The organism is Streptomyces vastus (assembly GCF_039532825.1).
Lineage (GTDB): Bacteria > Actinomycetota > Actinomycetes > Streptomycetales > Streptomycetaceae > Streptomyces > Streptomyces vastus.
The window spans coordinates 1-17,317 of the sequence record NZ_BAAASJ010000041.1; the positions used below are offsets into that span (position 1 = coordinate 1).

Sequence of the window (17,317 nt, forward strand, 5' to 3'; positions counted from 1 at the left end):
GCCCGGTTACATTCCGAACCCGGAAGCTAAGCCTTACAGCGCCGATGGTACTGCAGGGGGGACCCTGTGGGAGAGTAGGACACCGCCGAACAAAAATTGAGAAAACCCCCGGCCGGGGATACCGGCTCGGGGGTTTTCTGCATTTCATGACCCTTTCCGAGCCGTCTAGGCTCGTACCCATGCGCTATGACCTCGTCATCTTCGACAACGACGGCGTGCTCGTGGACAGCGAGCCGATTTCCAACAAGTTGCTCGCCGCCTATCTCACCGAACTCGGGCACCCGACCTCGTACGAGGACTCACTTCGCGACTACATGGGCGCCGCCATGCATCGCGTACGCGATCTTGTGCTGGAACGGACCGGTCAGCGGTTGCCCGAGGACTTCGACGACGTCTTCCATGGGCGCGTATTCGCCGCATTCGAGCGGGAGTTGGGACCCGTGACCGGGGCTGTAGAGGTGCTGGAGAAGCTGGCCGCGGACGGGGTCACGTACTGCGTGGCGTCCTCCGGGAGTCATGAGCGGATTCGGGTGGGGCATCGGGCTACCGGGTTGGAGCAGTGGTTCGCGGACGCACGGATCTTCAGTTCGCAGGATGTGGGGCGGGGGAAGCCGGCGCCGGATCTGTTTCTGCACGCGGCCGAGCGGATGGGCGTCCGGCCGGAGCGGTGTGTTGTCGTCGAGGACAGTCCGCTAGGGGTGCGGGCGGCCGTCGCGGCGGGGATGGATGTGTACGGGTTCACGGCGATGACGCCCGCCGAGCGACTCGCAGGAGCCACCGGACTCTTCGGCGAGATGCAGGAACTGCCCGCGCTCCTCTCCTGAAACTCGTCTCCTGCAGCTCCCCTCCTGCCCCTGGAAGATGAACAAGATTCATCTTCCAATACATCTACCCACGAGTAAGCAGCGCCCGTACGCTGATCGGCCATGACAGATGTGCTGCGGCGCGGCCGGGCCTCGTTGGCGTTCAGCTTCTTCGCTCAGGGCGTGGCCTTTGCGCTGCTGGTGACGCGGATTCCCGCGATCCAGGACCAGTACGGGATATCCGACGCCCTGCTGCCCGCCTTTCTCGCCGCTGTGCCGGTCCTCGCCGGTGTCGGCAGTGTCTGCACGGAGCTGCTGGTCAAGCGGCTGAGGCCCAGCCACGTACTGCGCTGGTCGCAGCCCGTCGTGCTGCTCGCGCTGCTCGGTGTCGGAGCCGGTGACGGACTGTGGGAGATCGGGCTGTCGCTGGCCGCGTTCGGGCTGGCCGTTGGTGCGCTCGACGCGTCCATGAACATGCTCGGGGTCAGCCTTCAGCACGCGTACGGGCGCAGCATCATGCTCGGCTTTCACGCTGTGTACAGCATGGGCGGGATCGTGGGGGCCTCGCTCGCGTGGGTGGGGGCGCACTGGGATCTGCACCTGTTCGTGTCGTATCTGCCGGTCGTCGTGGTGCTGCTGCCCGCCGCGTTGGTGGGGAGCCGGTGGTACGTCGACGGGGGCAGGCCCGGCGGGGAGAGCGAGGAGAAGCCGAAGGACGCGGGCGGGCAACCCGTCGCCTTCAAGCTGCTGTTGCCGCTGTGTCTGGTGATGACCTTCGCGTACATCGGGGACTCGACGGTTTCCAACTGGAGTGCCAAGTATCTGCAGGACGTGTTGGGCAGTTCGGAGCAGCTGGCGACCGTGCCGTACAACGTCTACATGGTCACGACGCTGCTCGGGCGGGCCATCGGGGACTTCGGGGTGCGGCGGTTCGGAGCCGTGGCGGTCGTACGGCTGGGGTCGATCATCGCGGCCCTGGGGTTCGCGGTGGTGGCGGTGGCGCCGGGGGCGTGGGTCGGGATGCTCGGCTTTACGTTGCTGGGGCTCGGGTTGTGTGTGCTCGTACCGCAGACTTTCGCGGCCGCCGGTCGGTTGTTTCCCGGTGCGGCGGATGCTGCCATCGCGCGGCTGAATATCTTCAACTATGTGGGGTTCTTGATCGGTTCGCCCCTCGTCGGGGCCCTGGGCGATGCGTGGACGTACCGGGGGGCGATGCTTGTGCCGATGGTGTTGGTGCTGGTGACACTTCTGTACGCCCGTTCGTTCGCTCCTCAACCGGACCGATACGGTGACGGGCATGAGCGGCCGCGCACAGCTGATGTGGGACGAGGCAGTAACGGGCTATGACTTCGGTCCGGATCACCCGATGGATCCGGTCCGGCTGGCGTTGACCCGTCGACTGGTCGATGCCTTCGGGCTCGATCGTGAGATGGACGTGGTCGCGGCGAAGGCGGCCGGGGAGTCGACGTTGCGGCTCGTGCATCGCGCGGACTACGTCGAGGCCGTCAAGGCCGCCTCCGTGGATCCTCGGGCGGCGGACATGTCGTACGGGCTGGGGACCATGGACGATCCCACCTTCGCCGGGATGCACGAGGTCTCCGCGCTGATCGCCGGGCAGTCGGTGGGCGCGGCCGAGGCCGTGTGGCGCGGGGAGGTCTCGCACGCGGTGAACTTCGCGGGCGGGCTGCATCATGCGATGCCCGGCGGGGCCTCGGGGTTCTGCATCTACAACGACGCGTCGCTGGCGATCGCGCGGTTGTTGGAGCTGGGGGCGGAGCGGGTCGCGTACATCGATGTGGATGTGCATCACGGCGACGGGGTGCAGGCCGCGTTCTGGGAGGACCCGCGGGTGCTCACGATCTCCTTGCACGAGCACCCTCGGACGTTGTTTCCGCAGACCGGCTGGCCGGAGGAGACGGGAGCGGACTCCGCGGAGGGCTCCGCGGTGAATGTGGCGTTGCCGGCCGGGACCGGGGACGCGGGGTGGCTGCGGGCTTTCCACTCCGTGGTGCCGGAGCTGATCGCGGACTTCCGGCCTCAGGTGCTGGTGACCCAGCACGGGGCCGATACGCACTTCGAGGATCCGCTGGCTCATCTGGCCGTCTCACTGGATGCGCAGCGGGCGGTGCAGGTCGCCTGCCATGAGCTGGCGCATGAGTACGCCGAGGGCCGGTGGATCGCTCTCGGTGGCGGCGGGTACGCGGTGGTGGACGTGGTGCCCCGGTCCTGGACGCACCTCGTCGCCATCGCCGCGGGGCGGGAGATCGCGCCGGAGGCGGGGATCCCTGAGGAATGGCGGCAGGAAGTCTTCGCTCGTACGCGGCAGTTGGCGCCGGCGCGGATGACGGACGGGCGGTGGCCGGTGGCCTGGAAGGCGTGGGAGGACGGGTACGATCCGGCCGACCGGCTTGACCAGGCGATCGTCGCGGCTCGGCGGGCCGTGTTCCCGCTGCGGGGGTTGCTGGCGTAGCCGCCTGCTTCCAGCGGTGCGGACGGCCGTGTACCGCCTTGTACTCCGACCGTGCGGGCTTTTCCCTGTTCTGGGCGTGCGCCAGTGGCACATGCGCCAGCATCGCTGTGTGTTGAGTGCTGGAGCGTTGCGTGCGCATCTGCTGGCCGCGCGGTTGGCCGGGCCTGTGGCGACCTCGCGGGAGCAGAGCCTGCGGAGTTATCGGCTCTTCGCGGCCCGCGATCCCCGCGTGATGATCGGGCTTGACCCTGAATGGACATGGAAACAACCGGATTTGGTCGCCTTGATGGCGGACAAGTGCGGAGTATCAGCCGATCCACGGCATACATCGGGCCACGATGTGATCGACCCTGAGCGGACGTTGGCTGCTCTTGACGCCTTCGCGGAGCGGCTCCAGGTGGCGGCCCGCAACCGTTCCCCGGTGCTCCTGGGTACCGGCCACCCGCACCGACTGCTCGGTTTCTACGCCGCTCTCGCGGACGCCCTGTCGGCGGCGGGATGTGCCGTGCTCACCCCCGCGCAGGGTAGCTGTGTCGACATAACGACCCGGTTCGGTCTACGCACGCACAACCTTGACTACGTACAAGGTGTCGCGCTGGTGCGCGAACCAGGGGCCCGGGCCACGGGTTGTGAGCCCGGCGCACACTCGCATTCCCCGCTCCCGGTTCGACTCGCGCTGGCCGCCGCTGCGGAGGCCGGCGGCCCTCTCCCGGAACTGGTGATCGGAGACCATGGCTGGGTTTGCGGTGCAGGTCAGCTGGGGTTCGAGGCCATGGGGCTTGGGGATACGGACGATCCGGCGCTGTTCGTCGGGGAGGCGGAGGGGCGGGTGTCCGTCGCCGTTCCGCTTGATGACGCTGTGCGGTCTGCTTACTACCGACCGCTTACTCGCTATGTACTCAATCGAGCGTGTCTGTCACAGTAGGCGCCTGATGGCATCCCCTCTTCCCCACTCGCATCACCCGCCCCTACATTGGGGAGTGAGCACGCAACGACGAAGTGTCACCGGAAGGGGAAGCCGGTGACCGTCGAGTGCGGAAGGTTCAGGTGTGTCATGGCTGCTGGCGAGAGGCCTCTGAACGAGGTTCAGTTCCTAACCGTGGCGGAAGTCGCCTCGGTGATGCGAGTGTCGAAGATGACCGTGTACCGGCTGGTGCACAGCGGTCATCTGCCCGCGATCCGGGTCGGGAGGTCATTCCGAGTCCCGGAGCAAGCGGTTCACGAGTACCTTCGCGAGTCCTACGTGGGGGTGGAAACCGCCTGACGGCGACTCCGGTGGATGCCGGTGACGGCCTTCGCGGTCGTCTCCGGTTTCCCTCCGGATCACCTCGATTACAAGCTCGGAGCTCTGTCGGGGTAGGCTGGCCCCCCGTAGGTCGTGTGGGCCCCAATGCAGCCCCGCACCGAGTGATTGTCCCCGCTGCTGCGGGGGTTGTCCGAGAAGTGAGCGAGGGTAGTCGTGGGCTCTGTTATCAAGAAGCGGCGTAAGCGGATGGCGAAGAAGAAGCACCGCAAGCTGCTCAAGCGCACGCGCGTTCAGCGTCGCAACAAGAAGTAGGCAGCAGGTCGTAGGGCCATGAACCCGCCCCGGCGGATCCACCCCCACGACCGTGCCCACGGTGTTGCGCGCCGCTGCTACAAGCAGGCGCTCTGTGGCCTCCCACCCGTCGGTGGGGGGCCACAGCCATACCCGGCTGGCGCGGTCTGGTCGTACGACGTTGGCTTGGTCCGGTCGTACGTCCGCGTCCGTCGTGACTTCGTGCATCGAGTGGTCACCGCAGCGCAACATCGACCCGCTAACGTGGGCGGCCACGGGGAACGCGGCACAGTACGAGCAGGAAGCCACCTAGGGCTGGAAGGAAGGCGCTGATCTTGGGGAAGGTCGTGCTCGTGACCGGAGCGGCCCGGCAGCTCGGGGGCCGTTTCGTACGGCGGATCCAGCGTGACCCCGAGGTGGACCGGGTGGTCGCCGTGGACGCGGTCCAGCCCGAACACCACCTGGGCGGAGCCGATTTCGTACGGGCCGACATAAGGCAGCCCACGATCGCGCGCCTGCTCGCCGAGTACTCCGTCGACACGGTCGTGCACATGGACGTCACGGGCACTCCGCTGGGCAGCGGCAGCCGGACCTCGGTCAAGGAGACCAACGTCATCGGCACCATGCAGCTCCTCGGCGCCTGCCAGAAGTCCCCGTCGGTCAAGCGGCTGGTCGTGAAGTCCAGTACGAACGTGTACGGGTCGGCGCCCCGCGATCCAGCCGTGTTCACCGAGACGACGTCACCCAAGTCGCTGCCCAGCGGTGGCTTCGCGAAGGACACGGTCGAGGTCGAGGGGTATGTACGCGGCTTCGCGCGGCGTCGGCCCGATGTGGCCGTGTGCGTGCTGAGGTTCGCGAACATCCTCGGGCCGAGCGCGGATTCGCCGCTCGCCGCGTACTTCTCGCTGCCCGTGCTGCCGACCGTGTTCGGCTACGACCCGCGGCTGCAGTTCGTCCACGAGGACGATGTGATCGACGTGCTGCGGATCGCCTCGCACGAGCCGGAGCGCGGGACGCTCAACAGCGGGACGTTCAACATCGCCGGCGACGGGGTCCTGCTGCTCTCGCAGTGCGCGCGCAGGCTCGGCCGGCCCACGGTGCCGCTGCTGCTGCCCGCGGTCAGCTGGGTGGGCACGGCAGTGCGTACGCTGGGTATGACGGATTTCTCGCCCGAGCAGCTGCGGCTGCTCACCCATGGCCGGGTCGTGGCGACCAACCAGATGCGCGAGACGCTGGGCTTCCGGCCGAAGTACACAACTGCGGAGACCTTCGCGGATTTCGCGCGCAGCCGCGGACCCGGACTCCTGCCGCCGGAGACCCTTGCGGGGGCCGTCGACCGGATCGCCGGGCTGTCCCTCCTGGGCGGTGGCCACCCCCCGACGCAGAGCGCCAACTGAGGAGCGCATCAACGATGGCGGACGCCAAGGTCATTCCGTTCGACGACGACCGGTCCCGTGGGAGCGCCGCGCACCGGCCGCCGCGGCGCCGTGGTGCGGGGAGCCGGCTCAAGGGTGAGCCCGCGGGGGTACGTGAGGTCCAGCCCCTGCCTGGCCGAACGATTCTGCAGGATGATGTTCCTGTGACAGATGTGCCGGATACGCCTGAGGAACCGACGTCCCCGCCGGAGCGGCAGGGCGGCGGCTGGGATCAGCGCATCGCGGGTGGTCTGGCCTTCCTGCGGCGGCGGCTGACGGGCGACTACGAGGTCGACGACTTCGGTTACGACCAGGAGCTCACCGACCAGGTCCTGATGTCGATGCTGCGGCCGGTCTACGAGAAGTACTTCCGCGTCGAGGTGAAGGGCATCGAGAACATCCCGTCCGAGGGCGGGGCGCTGATCGTCTCCAACCACTCCGGGACGCTGCCGCTGGACGGCCTGATGATGCAGGTCGCGGTGCACGACAACCACCCCGACGGCCGCCATCTCCGCCTGCTGGCCGCGGACCTGGTGTTCATGCTGCCGGTGGTCAACGAGCTGGCCCGCAAGGCAGGTCACACGCTCGCGTGCGCGGAGGACGCGGAACGGCTGCTGCAGCGCGGCGAGCTGGTCGGCGTGATGCCGGAGGGCTTCAAGGGCATCGGCAAACCGTTCGGCGACCGGTACAAACTCCAGCGCTTCGGCCGCGGCGGCTTCGTGTCGACGGCCCTGCGCCAGGGCACGCCGATCATCCCCTGCTCGATCGTCGGAGCGGAGGAGATCTACCCGATGATCGGCAACGCCAAGACGCTGGCGCGGCTCCTGGGTTTCCCGTACTTCCCGATCACGCCGACGTTCCCGTGGCTGGGCCCGTTGGGTGCGGTGCCGCTTCCGACGAAGTGGACGATTCAGTTCGGGGAGCCGATCCCGACGGATGGTTATCCGCCGGAGGCGGCCGAGGACCCGATGCTGATGTTCAACCTGACGGACCAGGTCAGGGAGCAGATCCAGCACACGTTGTACAAATTGCTGGTGCAGCGCAGGTCGGTCTTCTTCTGACGGGCGGCCCAGACGGGCCGGACTCCGGTCGTCCGGAGCCGCCGGGCGGAGCCCGGCGCAGCTGTCCGAAACCTGCGAAGCAGTGCGAGGACAGCAAACAGGAGGGGCCAAGTTGCTGGTGCAGCGCAGGTCGGTCTTCTTCTGAGCGTCGCCGAAGAAGGCTCCATACGTCGGTGGGGGCGCCCTCTTCGAAGAGGGCGCCCCCACCGACGTATGGAGCAGAAACTTAGTTCGTGTCCTCGTCCTCGACGCGCACTTCCGGAAGGAGGCCCGGGAGCAGGGGTGGGACGGTGACGTCGGGATCGGTCGGGGTGGTGGGCTCGCTGGACGGGGTCGTGCTGGTGTCGTCCTTGGGTGGTTCCAGGAGGCCACCCGTGTTGCCGCCGAGCAGGCCCTCGTCCTGCGTGCCGGAGGTGGACGGCTTGGGGTTGCCGCTGCTGGAGTGGTTGCCGTCGGGGTAGTCGCCGGTGGCGCTGGGGGCGGTCGGGCTGTCCGTGCCCGAGGAGCCGGTGGAGGACTGGCCGGAGTCCGGTCGGCGGCTTGTGCCGTCCCGCGAGGGGGGCTCCGGCAGCAGCGAGCGCAGCGGATCGACCTCTTCGTCTATGGCGTCGAAGACCGAGCTGACCTGCCGGCTGACATCGCCGAGCTGCGCGGGCAGCCGGTCGCTCAGCGCACTCCATGCGTCGCGGTGCGACTGGGAGAAGGCCGAGAGCGTCTGGATGGGGCCCAGGGAGTCGGGGTCGCGCTCGTACGCCTCGTGCAGCAGCCGGTGGCCTTCCGACGCGTCGTGCCGCATGCCGGACAGCGCGCGGCGGATCTCGCCCATGGACTCGTGGTCGAGGGGCCCGGAGCGGTCGCGCTCGATCAGCCGGCGCGCCTCGCTCAGCCGCGTGGAGGCCTGGTCGAGGTAGAGCCGGCCGCGGTCGCTGTCGCCGTCGGCCATGCCTCGCCTGAGGTCCTCCATGCCGCGCTTGAGCCCGTAGAGCGAGTCACCGGGCAGGGCGTCGGAACTGGCGGCGGCGACGCCGCTGAACGCTCCCGCCGCCACACCCAAGGTGAGCCCGCCCGCGGCGAGCCCCTTGGAAAGCCGGGACCTCGGGAAACGCTGTCGCAACTTCCCCAGGCCGGTCGCCCGATGAGCGCCCCGCCCTCGGTGCGACCTCTGCCCGGGCACCGAAGGTTCCACCGCGTCGCCCGCCGCGGCTGTGCCCTCCTGCAGCATGGCCTCCATCGCGGCCACCAGCTGGGCCCGCTGAACGACCTTGACCTCGGGGTCCAGCGCCGGCTTGGGCAGCTCGCCGAGTCCGGTCGCCAGGGACAGCATCCGGCTCCGCTCGGACTGACCGGGCCGGCCGGGCTGGTCCGTGGGTTCCGGCGCCGGGCCTTCGGACTGCTCGGCCGCCGAGCCCCGGTCGGACTGCTCCTCCAGGGCCTGGGCGAAGGCGTTCGCCCGCCGGTGTGCCGATACGTTCGCGATCACTGGCGGCACCTCCTCTCGTCATGACGGTCGACTCCCCAGGGGGTCCTGAGGGTTGCACTCTCTGATCAGTTCCACACGATCGGGTGATCGGGGACGGCCAGAGGTGACCACAGGGAGCCTGTATCCCGCACAACGAGCCGCTCAGCACTTGGGTTACGGACGACGGATGATCGGACCGCAGAGCCAACAGGCGGCAACTAAGGGTGAGTTGATTGTCGCTGAGGGTGAGGGGGTGTGCGGGGTGGGTGAGGGGCGATACGGGTTCTCAGCGGGCGTCTTCGGGCAGGAGTCGGGCCAGCGTGCGCACGGCCCGGTACTGGAGGGTCTTGATCGCACCCTCGTTCTTGCCCATCACGCGGGCGGTCTCGGCGACCGAGAGGCCCTGGAGGAAGCGCAGGGTCACGCACTCCTGCTGCTGTGGGTTGAGGCGGCGTACGGCGTCCAGGAGTGCCGCATTCGACAGGGACTCCAGGACGGAGTCCTCGGGGGAGCGAGCGACCTCGTTGGCGTCGAGCATCTCGCCGGTGGTCACTTCCAGGCGGAAGCGGCTCGACTTGAAGTGGTCGGCGACAAGATTGCGGGCGATCGTGACCAGCCAGGCGCCGAAGTCACGGCCCTGCCAGGTGAAGGTGCCGATCCGGCGCAGGGCCCGCAGAAAGGTCTCGCTCGTGAGGTCCTCCGCTGTCGCCTTGCTCCCCACTCGGTAGTAGATGTAGCGGTACACGGTGTCGCTGTACTGGTCGTAGAGGCGCCCGAAGGCCTCGGCCTCGCCGTCCTGGGCGCGCTCCACGAGGTTCAGCATCCGGGCGCTGTCGCTGTCCGCGGCCGGGCGGCGGGCGGTGGTGGCCGACGCACTCGTACGACCCCGTCTGCCCGCGGCCCGCCCGTCACCCGTCCCCCGCCCCTCAACGACGGCGCTTCGCGCCGGCCCCCGCTCGATGCCGTCGGCCAGTGCATAGCACGGGCCGACGGGCGCGGCGGAGACAGCGAGGGCGGGGACGGCGTACGCGGTGGGGACGAAACCGCGCAGGTGGTCGAGGACCGCCGCGCGGAGCGTAGCCAGGCCCGAGGCGTCAACCCCGACGTGTGGGTACACGGGACTCCCAGAGGCAGAGCTTCCATCACGTGCAGTACGGGAACATTCACTCGTCGTAGCGACGTGTGAGGCCCGTCATGCGTCTGAGGAGAATAACGCTTCGTACAGGCAGCGCTACGCCCAGTTGCTCAAATCATCGAATACGTCGCTTCTGTTACGCATCGACGGCTGATCAAGTGCCGCTCAGTGACCAGTAGTTGATCGAATCGCTTCACATTTCGCCCGGGCCCGGGGCGTGTTGTGGCCGTCTGCCGCCAACAGGACTGGCGGGGGCGGTGTGCGGGTAGGGCAGCAGAATTGCCCGCGTGTTCGTACACGCGGGCATTCATGGACGGTGGGGCCGGTGTCAGCGGCGGCGGCGGTGCAGGGCGATCGCGGCTGCCGTGCCGCCCGCCACCGCGCCGACGCCGGCTGCCGCGGGGATGCCGACCTTCGCCGCCTTGCGGCCCGTGCGGTAATCGCGCAGGCGCCAGTCGAGGTTGCGGGCGTGCTTGCGGAGCTTGGTGTCGGGGTTGATCGCGTACGGATGCCCGACGAGCGAGAGCATCGGGATGTCGTTGTGCGAGTCGCTGTACGCGGCGCAGCGGCCCAGGTCCAAGCCCTCCGCCGCCGCCAGGGCCCGTACTGCCTCGGCCTTCGCGGGGCCGTGCAGGGGTTCGCCGACGAGTTTGCCGGTGTAGACGCCGTCGACCGACTCGGCGACCGTGCCGAGGGCGCCGGTCAGGCCGAGGCGGCGGGCGATCACCGTGGCGATCTCGACCGGGGCGGCCGTGACGAGCCACACCTTCTGGCCCGCGTCGAGGTGGGCCTCGGCCAGGGCGCGGGTGCCGGGCCAGATGCGCTCGGCCATGTACTCGTCGTAGATCTCCTCGCCGATCGACATCAGTTCGGAGACGCGGTGGCCCTTCACGATGGACAGCGCGGAGTCGCGCGCCTCCTGCATGTGCTCGGGGTCCTCGACGCCGGCCAGCCGGAACCAGGCCTGCTGCCAGGCGAACCGGGCGAGGTCGCGGGTCTCGAAGAACTTCCGCTTGTGCAGGCCGCGGCCGAAGTGGAACAGCGCGGCGCCCTGCATCACGGTGTTGTCGAGGTCGAAGAAGGCGGCGGCCTTGTCGTCGCCGAGGACCGGGAACTCCGGTTCCTCGACGGCGGTTTCGGGCGTGGTTTCGGGCGCGAGATCCTCCAGTTCCTGGGAGGACTTGCGCGCTGCCTCCGCCGAGGCCTCGCCTGCCAACACGCTCCGCGCCGTGGCGGAGCGCCTACGGGGAGTGAGCCATCCGAGAGCGGCCATGGCGTGAGCATAGCCAGTCAGTGCGTTACTTCCGGAGTCGGGAGGTTTGAAGGGTGTGAACTCTCTGCGACCGTGTCGTTACGGCTGCGGGCCACATCTGACCGGTCGTGCCCAGGTGGTGGCGCCGGATGCGGGAAAAACCCGTACCCGACGGGGTGTGGCTGTAGGGCGAGAATGGCTCGTATGAGTCCCATCTTTCGGCGTACTGACCGCCGTACGGAGAAGAAGGCGCCGCGTGAGCGGCAGGTCACGCTGATCGGCAAGCCCGACTGCCATCTGTGCGAGGACGCGGAGGCCGTCGTCGAGAAGGTGTGCGGGGAACTCGGCGTGCCCTGGGAGAAGAAGGACATCACGCGGGACGAGGAGCTGTATCGCGCGTACTGGGAGCAGATCCCGGTGGTGCTCGTGGACGGTGCGCAGCACACGTTCTGGCGGGTGAACGAGGAGCGGCTGCGGAGGGCCCTCGCGGAGTGACGGTGTGCGCAACCGGGCATGTTGGCGGGCGCAACCAGGGCGCGGTGGCGGGCGCAACCAGGGCGCGGTGGCGTGCGCAAAGGGGCCGCGGAGGCGTGCGTAACCGAACCGTGGCCCGTCCGGGCACTCCAAGTGGTTCGCAAAGTCACTTAGGATCGGGGGCGGTTTGGCCTCGGGGGCGGGGAGCGTAGAGGAGTGTGTACGGCTTTGCCCCCATCAAGCAGGGAACGAAGGTGCCTTTGCGCCGGTTCCATACGCATGTGGCGAAGTCGCGTGACCCCGGTCACGTTGGGCGGGCAAATCGGACACCATCTTTGTGCATGCATTCACAAAGACATAGCCTGCTGTCGACGGGGCGGTCGGACGTGTGACCGCCTGCAGCCCCGCTCTACCCGCAGGAGCACCGTGGCAACTGGCCGAACTCACCGACCGGCGACCCGCAGCCGAGGGATTCCCGAGGCCACCGTCGCCAGGCTTCCGCTGTACCTCCGTGCGCTGACCGCACTGTCGGAGCGCTCGGTACCCACGGTCTCCTCCGAGGAGCTCGCGGCCGCCGCGGGGGTCAACTCCGCGAAGCTGCGCAAGGACTTCTCATACCTCGGGTCGTACGGGACGCGCGGTGTGGGTTACGACGTCGAGTACCTCGTCTACCAGATCTCCCGCGAGCTGGGCCTCACCCAGGACTGGCCGGTCGTGATCGTCGGTATCGGTAACCTCGGCGCGGCGCTGGCCAACTACGGTGGGTTCGCCTCGCGTGGCTTCAGGGTCGCCGCTCTCATCGACGCCGATCCCGCGATGGCCGGGAAGCCCGTCGCCGGAATCCCCGTGCAGCACACCGACGACCTCGAGAAGATCATCAAGGACAACGGTGTGTCGATCGGTGTGATCGCCACCCCCGCCGGCGCCGCCCAGCAGGTCTGCGACCGGCTTGTCGCAGCCGGCGTGACGTCCATCCTGAACTTCGCGCCGACCGTGCTCGCCGTGCCGGACGGCGTCGACGTACGCAAGGTCGATCTCTCCATCGAGCTGCAGATCCTCGCTTTCCACGAGCAGCGCAAGGCCGGCGAGGAGGCCGAGGCCCTGATCGAGGCCGAAGCCGAGGCCGCGGCGGCGAAGGAGACAAGGAAAGGACCGGACGGGGATGTCCCCGCCGTGATGCCGGCATGAGCCTTCTCGTCGTCGGGCTGAGTCACCGCAGCGCTCCGGTCAGCGTGCTGGAGCGGGCCGCGCTGTCCGCGGACACGCAGATCAAGCTCCTCCAGGACACCATCGCGGCCGAGCCGGCCACCGAGGCCGCGGTGCTCGCCACCTGCAACCGGATCGAGCTGTACGCCGACGTGGACAAGTTCCACGCGGGTGTCGCCGAGCTTTCCACGCTGCTCGCGCAGCACAGCGGGGTCGGGCTCGAGGAGCTCACGCCCTATCTGTACGTGCACTACGAGGACCGGGCGGTTCACCACCTGTTCTCCGTGGCCTGTGGTCTGGACTCGATGGTGATCGGCGAGGGCCAGATCCTCGGCCAGATCAAGGACGCACTCGCCACCTCGCAGGAGCTGCACACGGCGGGGCGGCTGATGAACGACCTGTTCCAGCAGGCGCTCAGGGTCGGCAAGCGCGCCCACTCCGAGACCGGCATAGACCGGGCGGGGCAGTCCCTGGTGACGTTCGGCCTGGAGCAGCTGACCTCGGGGGCGGACGTCCGGGGCTGGGCCGAGGGCAAGCGGGCCCTCGTGATCGGCGCGGGCTCCATGTCGTCGCTGGCCGCGGCGACCCTCGCGCGTGCCGGCGTGGCCGAAGTGGTCATCGCCAACCGCACGCTGGACCGCGCCGAGCGTCTCGCCGAGATCCTTTCCGAGGGCGGCGATACGGACGTGGCGGCCCGCGCGGTACCGATGGAAGCGGTGCCGGCCGAGCTGACACGTGCCGATGTCGCGGTGTCCTGCACGGGTGCGACGGGTCTTGTCCTGACGGCCGAGGCGGTCGCCGCGGCGGTCGAGGGCCGTACGGGTGCGCCCGCGGAGGAGCTCACGGCCACCCCCCGTGTCGTACGCGAGGAACTGCCGCCCACCAGCGTCGGCACCGACGACGGCTGCCCGCTGGACGTGTCGGCCGTGCAGGGCGCCACCGGCTTCTCCGTCATGGGGGAGGCCGCGGTGGCGGGCCTGGACGCGGCGGCCCTGGAGCAGCACGCGGCCTGGGTGGACAACGCGACGGTCGATCGGCGCCGCCGTACGCACGACGCTCGTACGCCCGAGTCCGACGCCGAGGTCATCGCCGCGCTGGCCGCGACCGTGGCCGCCATCGGGCGGGTGCCCGAGCGTCGTAAGCCCGAGCCCGTCGCCCTGGCCCCGCGCCCGGCGCCCGTGCTCTCGCTGCTCGACCTCGCCATGCCGCGCGACATCGACGCTGCCGTGCACCGGCTGCTCGGCGTGCGCCTGGTGGACATCGAGTCGCTGGCCGAGGCCTCCGCGGACGTGCCGATGGCGGCGGACGTGGACATGGTGCGGCGGATCGTGTCCGACGAGGTCGCGGCCTTCGGGGCCGCCCAGCGGGCCGCGCACATCACACCCACCGTCGTCGCGCTGCGCACCATGGCCGCCGATGTCGTCGCGAGCGAGATCGCGCGGCTCGACGGGCGGCTGCCCGGGCTCGACGAGAAGCAGCGGGGCGAGATCACCCAGACCGTGCGGCGCGTGGTGGACAAATTGCTGCACGCGCCGACCGTGCGGGTCAAGCAGCTCGCGGCCGAGCCCGGGGGCGCCGGGTACGCGGACGCACTGCGGACCCTGTTCGACCTGGACCCGGAGACGGTCGCCTCCGTCTCGCGGGCCATCGATGACATCAGCACCGAGAACGCCAAGAACCGAGGGCGAGCATGACTGAGCGGCGAACGGGGCCGGAGAGCGGCCCCCTGAGGCTGGGGACACGGCGCAGCAAGCTCGCCATGGCCCAGTCCGGGCAGGTGGCTGACGCCGTGAGCCGGGTGACCGGGCGGTCCGTGGAGCTCGTCGAGATCACCACGTACGGCGATATCTCGCGCGAGAATCTCGCGCAGATCGGCGGCACGGGTGTCTTCGTGACCGCGCTGCGCGAGGCGCTGCTGCGCGGCGAGGTCGACTTCGCCGTGCACTCCCTCAAGGACCTGCCGACCGCGCAGCCCGACGACCTCGCACTGGCCGCGGTGCCGGTGCGTGAGGACGCGCGGGACGTGCTGGTCGCCCGTGACGGGCTGAGGTTCGCTGAGCTGCCGGACGGCGCCCGGGTGGGCACCGGTTCGCCGCGGCGCATGGCCCAGTTGAACGCGTACGCGCGCTGCCACGGGATGACGATCGAGACGGCCGCGATCCGGGGGAACGTCGACACCCGGATCGGGTACGTGCGCGACGGCGAACTGGATGCTGTCGTACTGGCCGCCGCCGGGCTCAGCCGGATCGGCCGGATCGACGAAGTGACCGAGTTCCTCTCGGTCGACATGGTTTTGCCCGCCCCCGGCCAGGGGGCGCTCGCGATCGAATGCAGGGCGGGGCGCACCGCCCAGGACGCTGCTCTCGTCGCGGCGCTCGCCGCACTCGACGACCCGGTCACCCGGGCCGCCGTGACCGCCGAGCGGTCCCTGCTCGCCTCCCTGGAGGCCGGCTGCAGCGCACCTGTGGGCGCGCTGGCCGACCTTCCCCCACTCTCGGCTCCGCTCGAGCGGGGGGACTCCCAGGCCGACGGGCAGATTGTCAAGGAAATGCGCCTGCGTGGCGTCGTCGGCACGACCGACGGCTCGACGCTGGTGCAGATGTCCACCACCGGTCCCGTGCCCGAGACACATGACCAAGCAATGGCGCTCGGCCGTGAACTCGCCGCCGAGATGCTTGCCAAGGGCGCGGCCGGTCTGATGGGGGAGCGAGCACATTGAGCCCCACCACCCTTCCCGCCGGCCTGGAACACGGCTCCGTCACCTTCCTCGGTGCCGGACCCGGAGATCCGGGACTGCTCACACTGCGCGCCGTTCAGGCGCTGGCGAACGCGGATGTCCTGGTCGCCGAGCCCGAAGTGCTCGACGTCGTCCGTACGCACGCCAGACAGGGCGTGACCGTGCTGGACACGGAATCGGGCCCGGACACGCCTCAGCTGACGGTAGTTGACGGCGCGTCAACAACCGCTGGTGCCCCCGCGTCGAGGGACGCGGCCCATATTGTCATGGAGGCCGCACGCAGCGGCAGGCGGGTGGTACGTGCCGTCACCGGTGACCCCGGGCTCGACACGTGCGCCGTCGAGGAGATGCTGGCCTGCGCCGCCGCGGGCGTGCCCTTCGAGGTCGTCCCCGGTATCGCCGCGGCCGTCGGAGTGCCCGCGTACGCGGGTGTTCCGCTGCGCGACGCACAGGGCGCGGACGTGCGGTTCGTGGACGCGGCCACGGCCTCCGAGCGGCTGTGGACCGAGGTCGGCGCGTCCGACGGCACCGTCGTCGTCTCCTCGACTCTCGACTCCGTCGGCGCCGCCGCGAGCGAGCTCGTGGCCGCCGGACGCAAGCCCGATACGCCGCTGACCGTCACCATCGCCGGTACGACCACCCGGCAGCGGACCTGGTGCGCGACGCTCGGCACGATCGCGCAGACGCTGAAGCAGGCGAAGGTGCTGCCGTCGCCCGAGGGCGGGCGGCCGGTGATAGCCGTGGTCGGTGAGCATTCCGCCGCTGCCCAGCGTGACCAGCTGTCGTGGTTCGAGTCCAAGCCGCTGTTCGGCTGGAAGGTCCTCGTGCCGCGTACGAAGGAGCAGGCGGCGTCGCTCTCCGACCAGTTGCGGTCCTACGGGGCTGTGCCGCACGAGGTGCCGACGATCGCCGTCGAGCCGCCGCGGACGCCTCAGCAGATGGAGCGGGCGGTCAAGGGCCTCGTGACCGGGCGGTACGAGTGGATCGCCTTCACCTCGGTGAACGCGGTCAAGGCCGTTCGGGAGAAGTTCGAGGAGTACGGGCTTGATGCGCGCGCCTTCGCGGGCATCAAGGTCGCCGCCGTGGGGGACCAGACGGCGAAGGCGCTGGTCGCCTTCGGTGTGAAGCCGGACCTGGTGCCTTCCGGGGAGCAGTCGGCCGCGGGGCTTCTTGAGGACTGGCCTCCGTACGACCCTGTCTTCGACCCGATCGACCGGGTGTTCCTGCCGCGGGCGGACATCGCCACGGAGACGCTGGTGGCCGGGCTGATCGAGCTGGGCTGGGAGGTCGACGACGTCACGGCGTACCGGACGGTGCGGGCGTCGCCGCCGCCGGCCGAGACGCGGGAGGCGATCAAGGGGGGCGGGTTCGACGCGGTGCTGTTCACGTCGTCGTCGACGGTCCGGAACCTGGTCGGTATCGCGGGCAAGCCGCACAACGTGACGGTGATCGCGTGTATCGGCCCGGCCACGGCGAAGACGGCTGAGGAGCACGGGCTGCGGGTCGATGTGATGGCTCCGGAGCCGTCCGTTCACAAGCTGGCGGAGGCGCTCGCCGACTTCGGCTCGCGCCGGAGGGCTGCCGCGGTGGAGGCCGGGGGGCCGGTTACGCGGCCCAGCGAGCGGAGGCCGGGGTCGCGGCGGCGGCGTACGACTACGTAGGCGCTCCGCGGGGGGTGCGTTCGAAGCTGCGGGTTCGTTGTGGCTTGTCGCGCCCCGCGGCGGAGCCGCAAATGTCACAGCCCTGCGCCCCTGATGGGGCTGGGGCG

At 69.5% G+C, this 17,317-nt stretch carries 16 protein-coding genes and 1 rRNA gene; 14 read left to right on the forward strand and 3 right to left on the reverse strand.

Annotated elements, in window-relative coordinates; genetic code table 11:
- From rrf to ABD357_RS20445, 9 genes are all read left to right on the forward strand, one after another.
- A 5S ribosomal RNA gene (rrf, locus tag ABD357_RS20405) occupies window positions 1-91 on the forward strand; the annotation flags it as partial.
- Window positions 92-179: 88 nt separating this feature from the next.
- Window positions 180-824 carry an HAD family hydrolase gene (locus tag ABD357_RS20410; protein ID WP_344391838.1) on the forward strand — a complete coding sequence of 215 codons (645 nt, stop codon included), beginning with the start codon at window positions 180-182 and terminating at the stop codon, window positions 822-824.
- 102 nt (window positions 825-926) lie between these two features.
- Window positions 927-2,150 (forward strand): MFS transporter, encoded by a 1,224-nt coding sequence (locus tag ABD357_RS20415; RefSeq protein WP_344391840.1) that lies wholly within the window; start codon window positions 927-929, stop codon window positions 2,148-2,150.
- Window positions 2,101-3,273: an acetoin utilization protein AcuC gene (locus ABD357_RS20420; protein ID WP_344391841.1), complete on the forward strand. Its 1,173-nt coding sequence runs from the start codon at window positions 2,101-2,103 to the stop codon at window positions 3,271-3,273. Before ABD357_RS20415 ends, ABD357_RS20420 begins: the two co-directional genes overlap by 50 nt.
- Window positions 3,274-3,382: 109 nt before the next feature.
- Window positions 3,383-4,198 (forward strand): phosphatase, encoded by an 816-nt coding sequence (locus ABD357_RS20425; protein WP_344391994.1) that lies wholly within the window; start codon window positions 3,383-3,385, stop codon window positions 4,196-4,198.
- Window positions 4,199-4,327: 129 nt separating this feature from the next.
- On the forward strand, window positions 4,328-4,537 hold the full coding sequence (locus ABD357_RS20430) for a helix-turn-helix domain-containing protein (protein ID WP_093781815.1): 210 nt from the start codon (window positions 4,328-4,330) through the stop codon (window positions 4,535-4,537).
- A 195-nt stretch (window positions 4,538-4,732) separates the two neighbouring features.
- Window positions 4,733-4,831: a 30S ribosomal protein bS22 gene (locus ABD357_RS20435; RefSeq protein ID WP_003948845.1), complete on the forward strand. Its 99-nt coding sequence runs from the start codon at window positions 4,733-4,735 to the stop codon at window positions 4,829-4,831.
- A 314-nt stretch (window positions 4,832-5,145) separates the two neighbouring features.
- Window positions 5,146-6,207, forward strand: coding sequence for an NAD-dependent epimerase/dehydratase family protein (locus ABD357_RS20440; RefSeq protein ID WP_344391842.1), 1,062 nt, complete (start codon window positions 5,146-5,148; stop codon window positions 6,205-6,207).
- A gap of 14 nt (window positions 6,208-6,221) precedes the next feature.
- Window positions 6,222-7,286, forward strand: a complete 1,065-nt coding sequence (locus tag ABD357_RS20445) for a lysophospholipid acyltransferase family protein (protein WP_344391843.1) — start codon at window positions 6,222-6,224, stop codon at window positions 7,284-7,286.
- A gap of 226 nt (window positions 7,287-7,512) precedes the next feature.
- On the opposite strand, the gene ABD357_RS20450 is transcribed toward ABD357_RS20445, so the two are convergent.
- The 3 genes from ABD357_RS20450 to ABD357_RS20460 form a co-directional block, all read right to left on the reverse strand.
- Window positions 7,513-8,766 (reverse strand): DUF5667 domain-containing protein, encoded by a 1,254-nt coding sequence (locus ABD357_RS20450; protein WP_344391844.1) that lies wholly within the window; start codon window positions 8,764-8,766, stop codon window positions 7,513-7,515.
- A gap of 265 nt (window positions 8,767-9,031) precedes the next feature.
- A complete protein-coding gene (locus ABD357_RS20455) occupies window positions 9,032-9,862 on the reverse strand; it encodes an ECF subfamily RNA polymerase sigma factor, BldN family (RefSeq protein ID WP_344391845.1) in 831 nt (276 codons plus the stop codon).
- 346 nt (window positions 9,863-10,208) lie between these two features.
- Window positions 10,209-11,153: an HAD family hydrolase gene (locus ABD357_RS20460; RefSeq protein WP_344391846.1), complete on the reverse strand. Its 945-nt coding sequence runs from the start codon at window positions 11,151-11,153 to the stop codon at window positions 10,209-10,211.
- Window positions 11,154-11,327: 174 nt separating this feature from the next.
- Between ABD357_RS20460 and ABD357_RS20465 the strand changes: the two genes are divergently transcribed.
- The 5 genes from ABD357_RS20465 to ABD357_RS20485 all read left to right on the forward strand — a co-directional run bounded on the left by ABD357_RS20465 (window position 11,328) and on the right by ABD357_RS20485 (window position 17,210).
- Window positions 11,328-11,627 (forward strand): glutaredoxin family protein, encoded by a 300-nt coding sequence (locus tag ABD357_RS20465; protein WP_344391847.1) that lies wholly within the window; start codon window positions 11,328-11,330, stop codon window positions 11,625-11,627.
- 405 nt (window positions 11,628-12,032) lie between these two features.
- The gene (locus tag ABD357_RS20470) at window positions 12,033-12,794 is read left to right on the forward strand and encodes a redox-sensing transcriptional repressor Rex (RefSeq protein ID WP_344391848.1); all 762 of its coding nucleotides are present in this window, start codon (window positions 12,033-12,035) and stop codon (window positions 12,792-12,794) included.
- A complete protein-coding gene (locus ABD357_RS20475) occupies window positions 12,791-14,506 on the forward strand; it encodes a glutamyl-tRNA reductase (protein WP_344391849.1) in 1,716 nt (571 codons plus the stop codon). The genes ABD357_RS20470 and ABD357_RS20475 overlap by 4 nt, the downstream gene beginning before the upstream one ends.
- Window positions 14,503-15,531, forward strand: a complete 1,029-nt coding sequence (hemC, locus tag ABD357_RS20480) for a hydroxymethylbilane synthase (protein ID WP_344391850.1) — start codon at window positions 14,503-14,505, stop codon at window positions 15,529-15,531. Before ABD357_RS20475 ends, hemC begins: the two co-directional genes overlap by 4 nt.
- Window positions 15,528-17,210, forward strand: a complete 1,683-nt coding sequence (locus ABD357_RS20485) for a bifunctional uroporphyrinogen-III C-methyltransferase/uroporphyrinogen-III synthase (protein WP_344391851.1) — start codon at window positions 15,528-15,530, stop codon at window positions 17,208-17,210. Before hemC ends, ABD357_RS20485 begins: the two co-directional genes overlap by 4 nt.
- Window positions 17,211-17,317 lie beyond the last annotated feature (107 nt).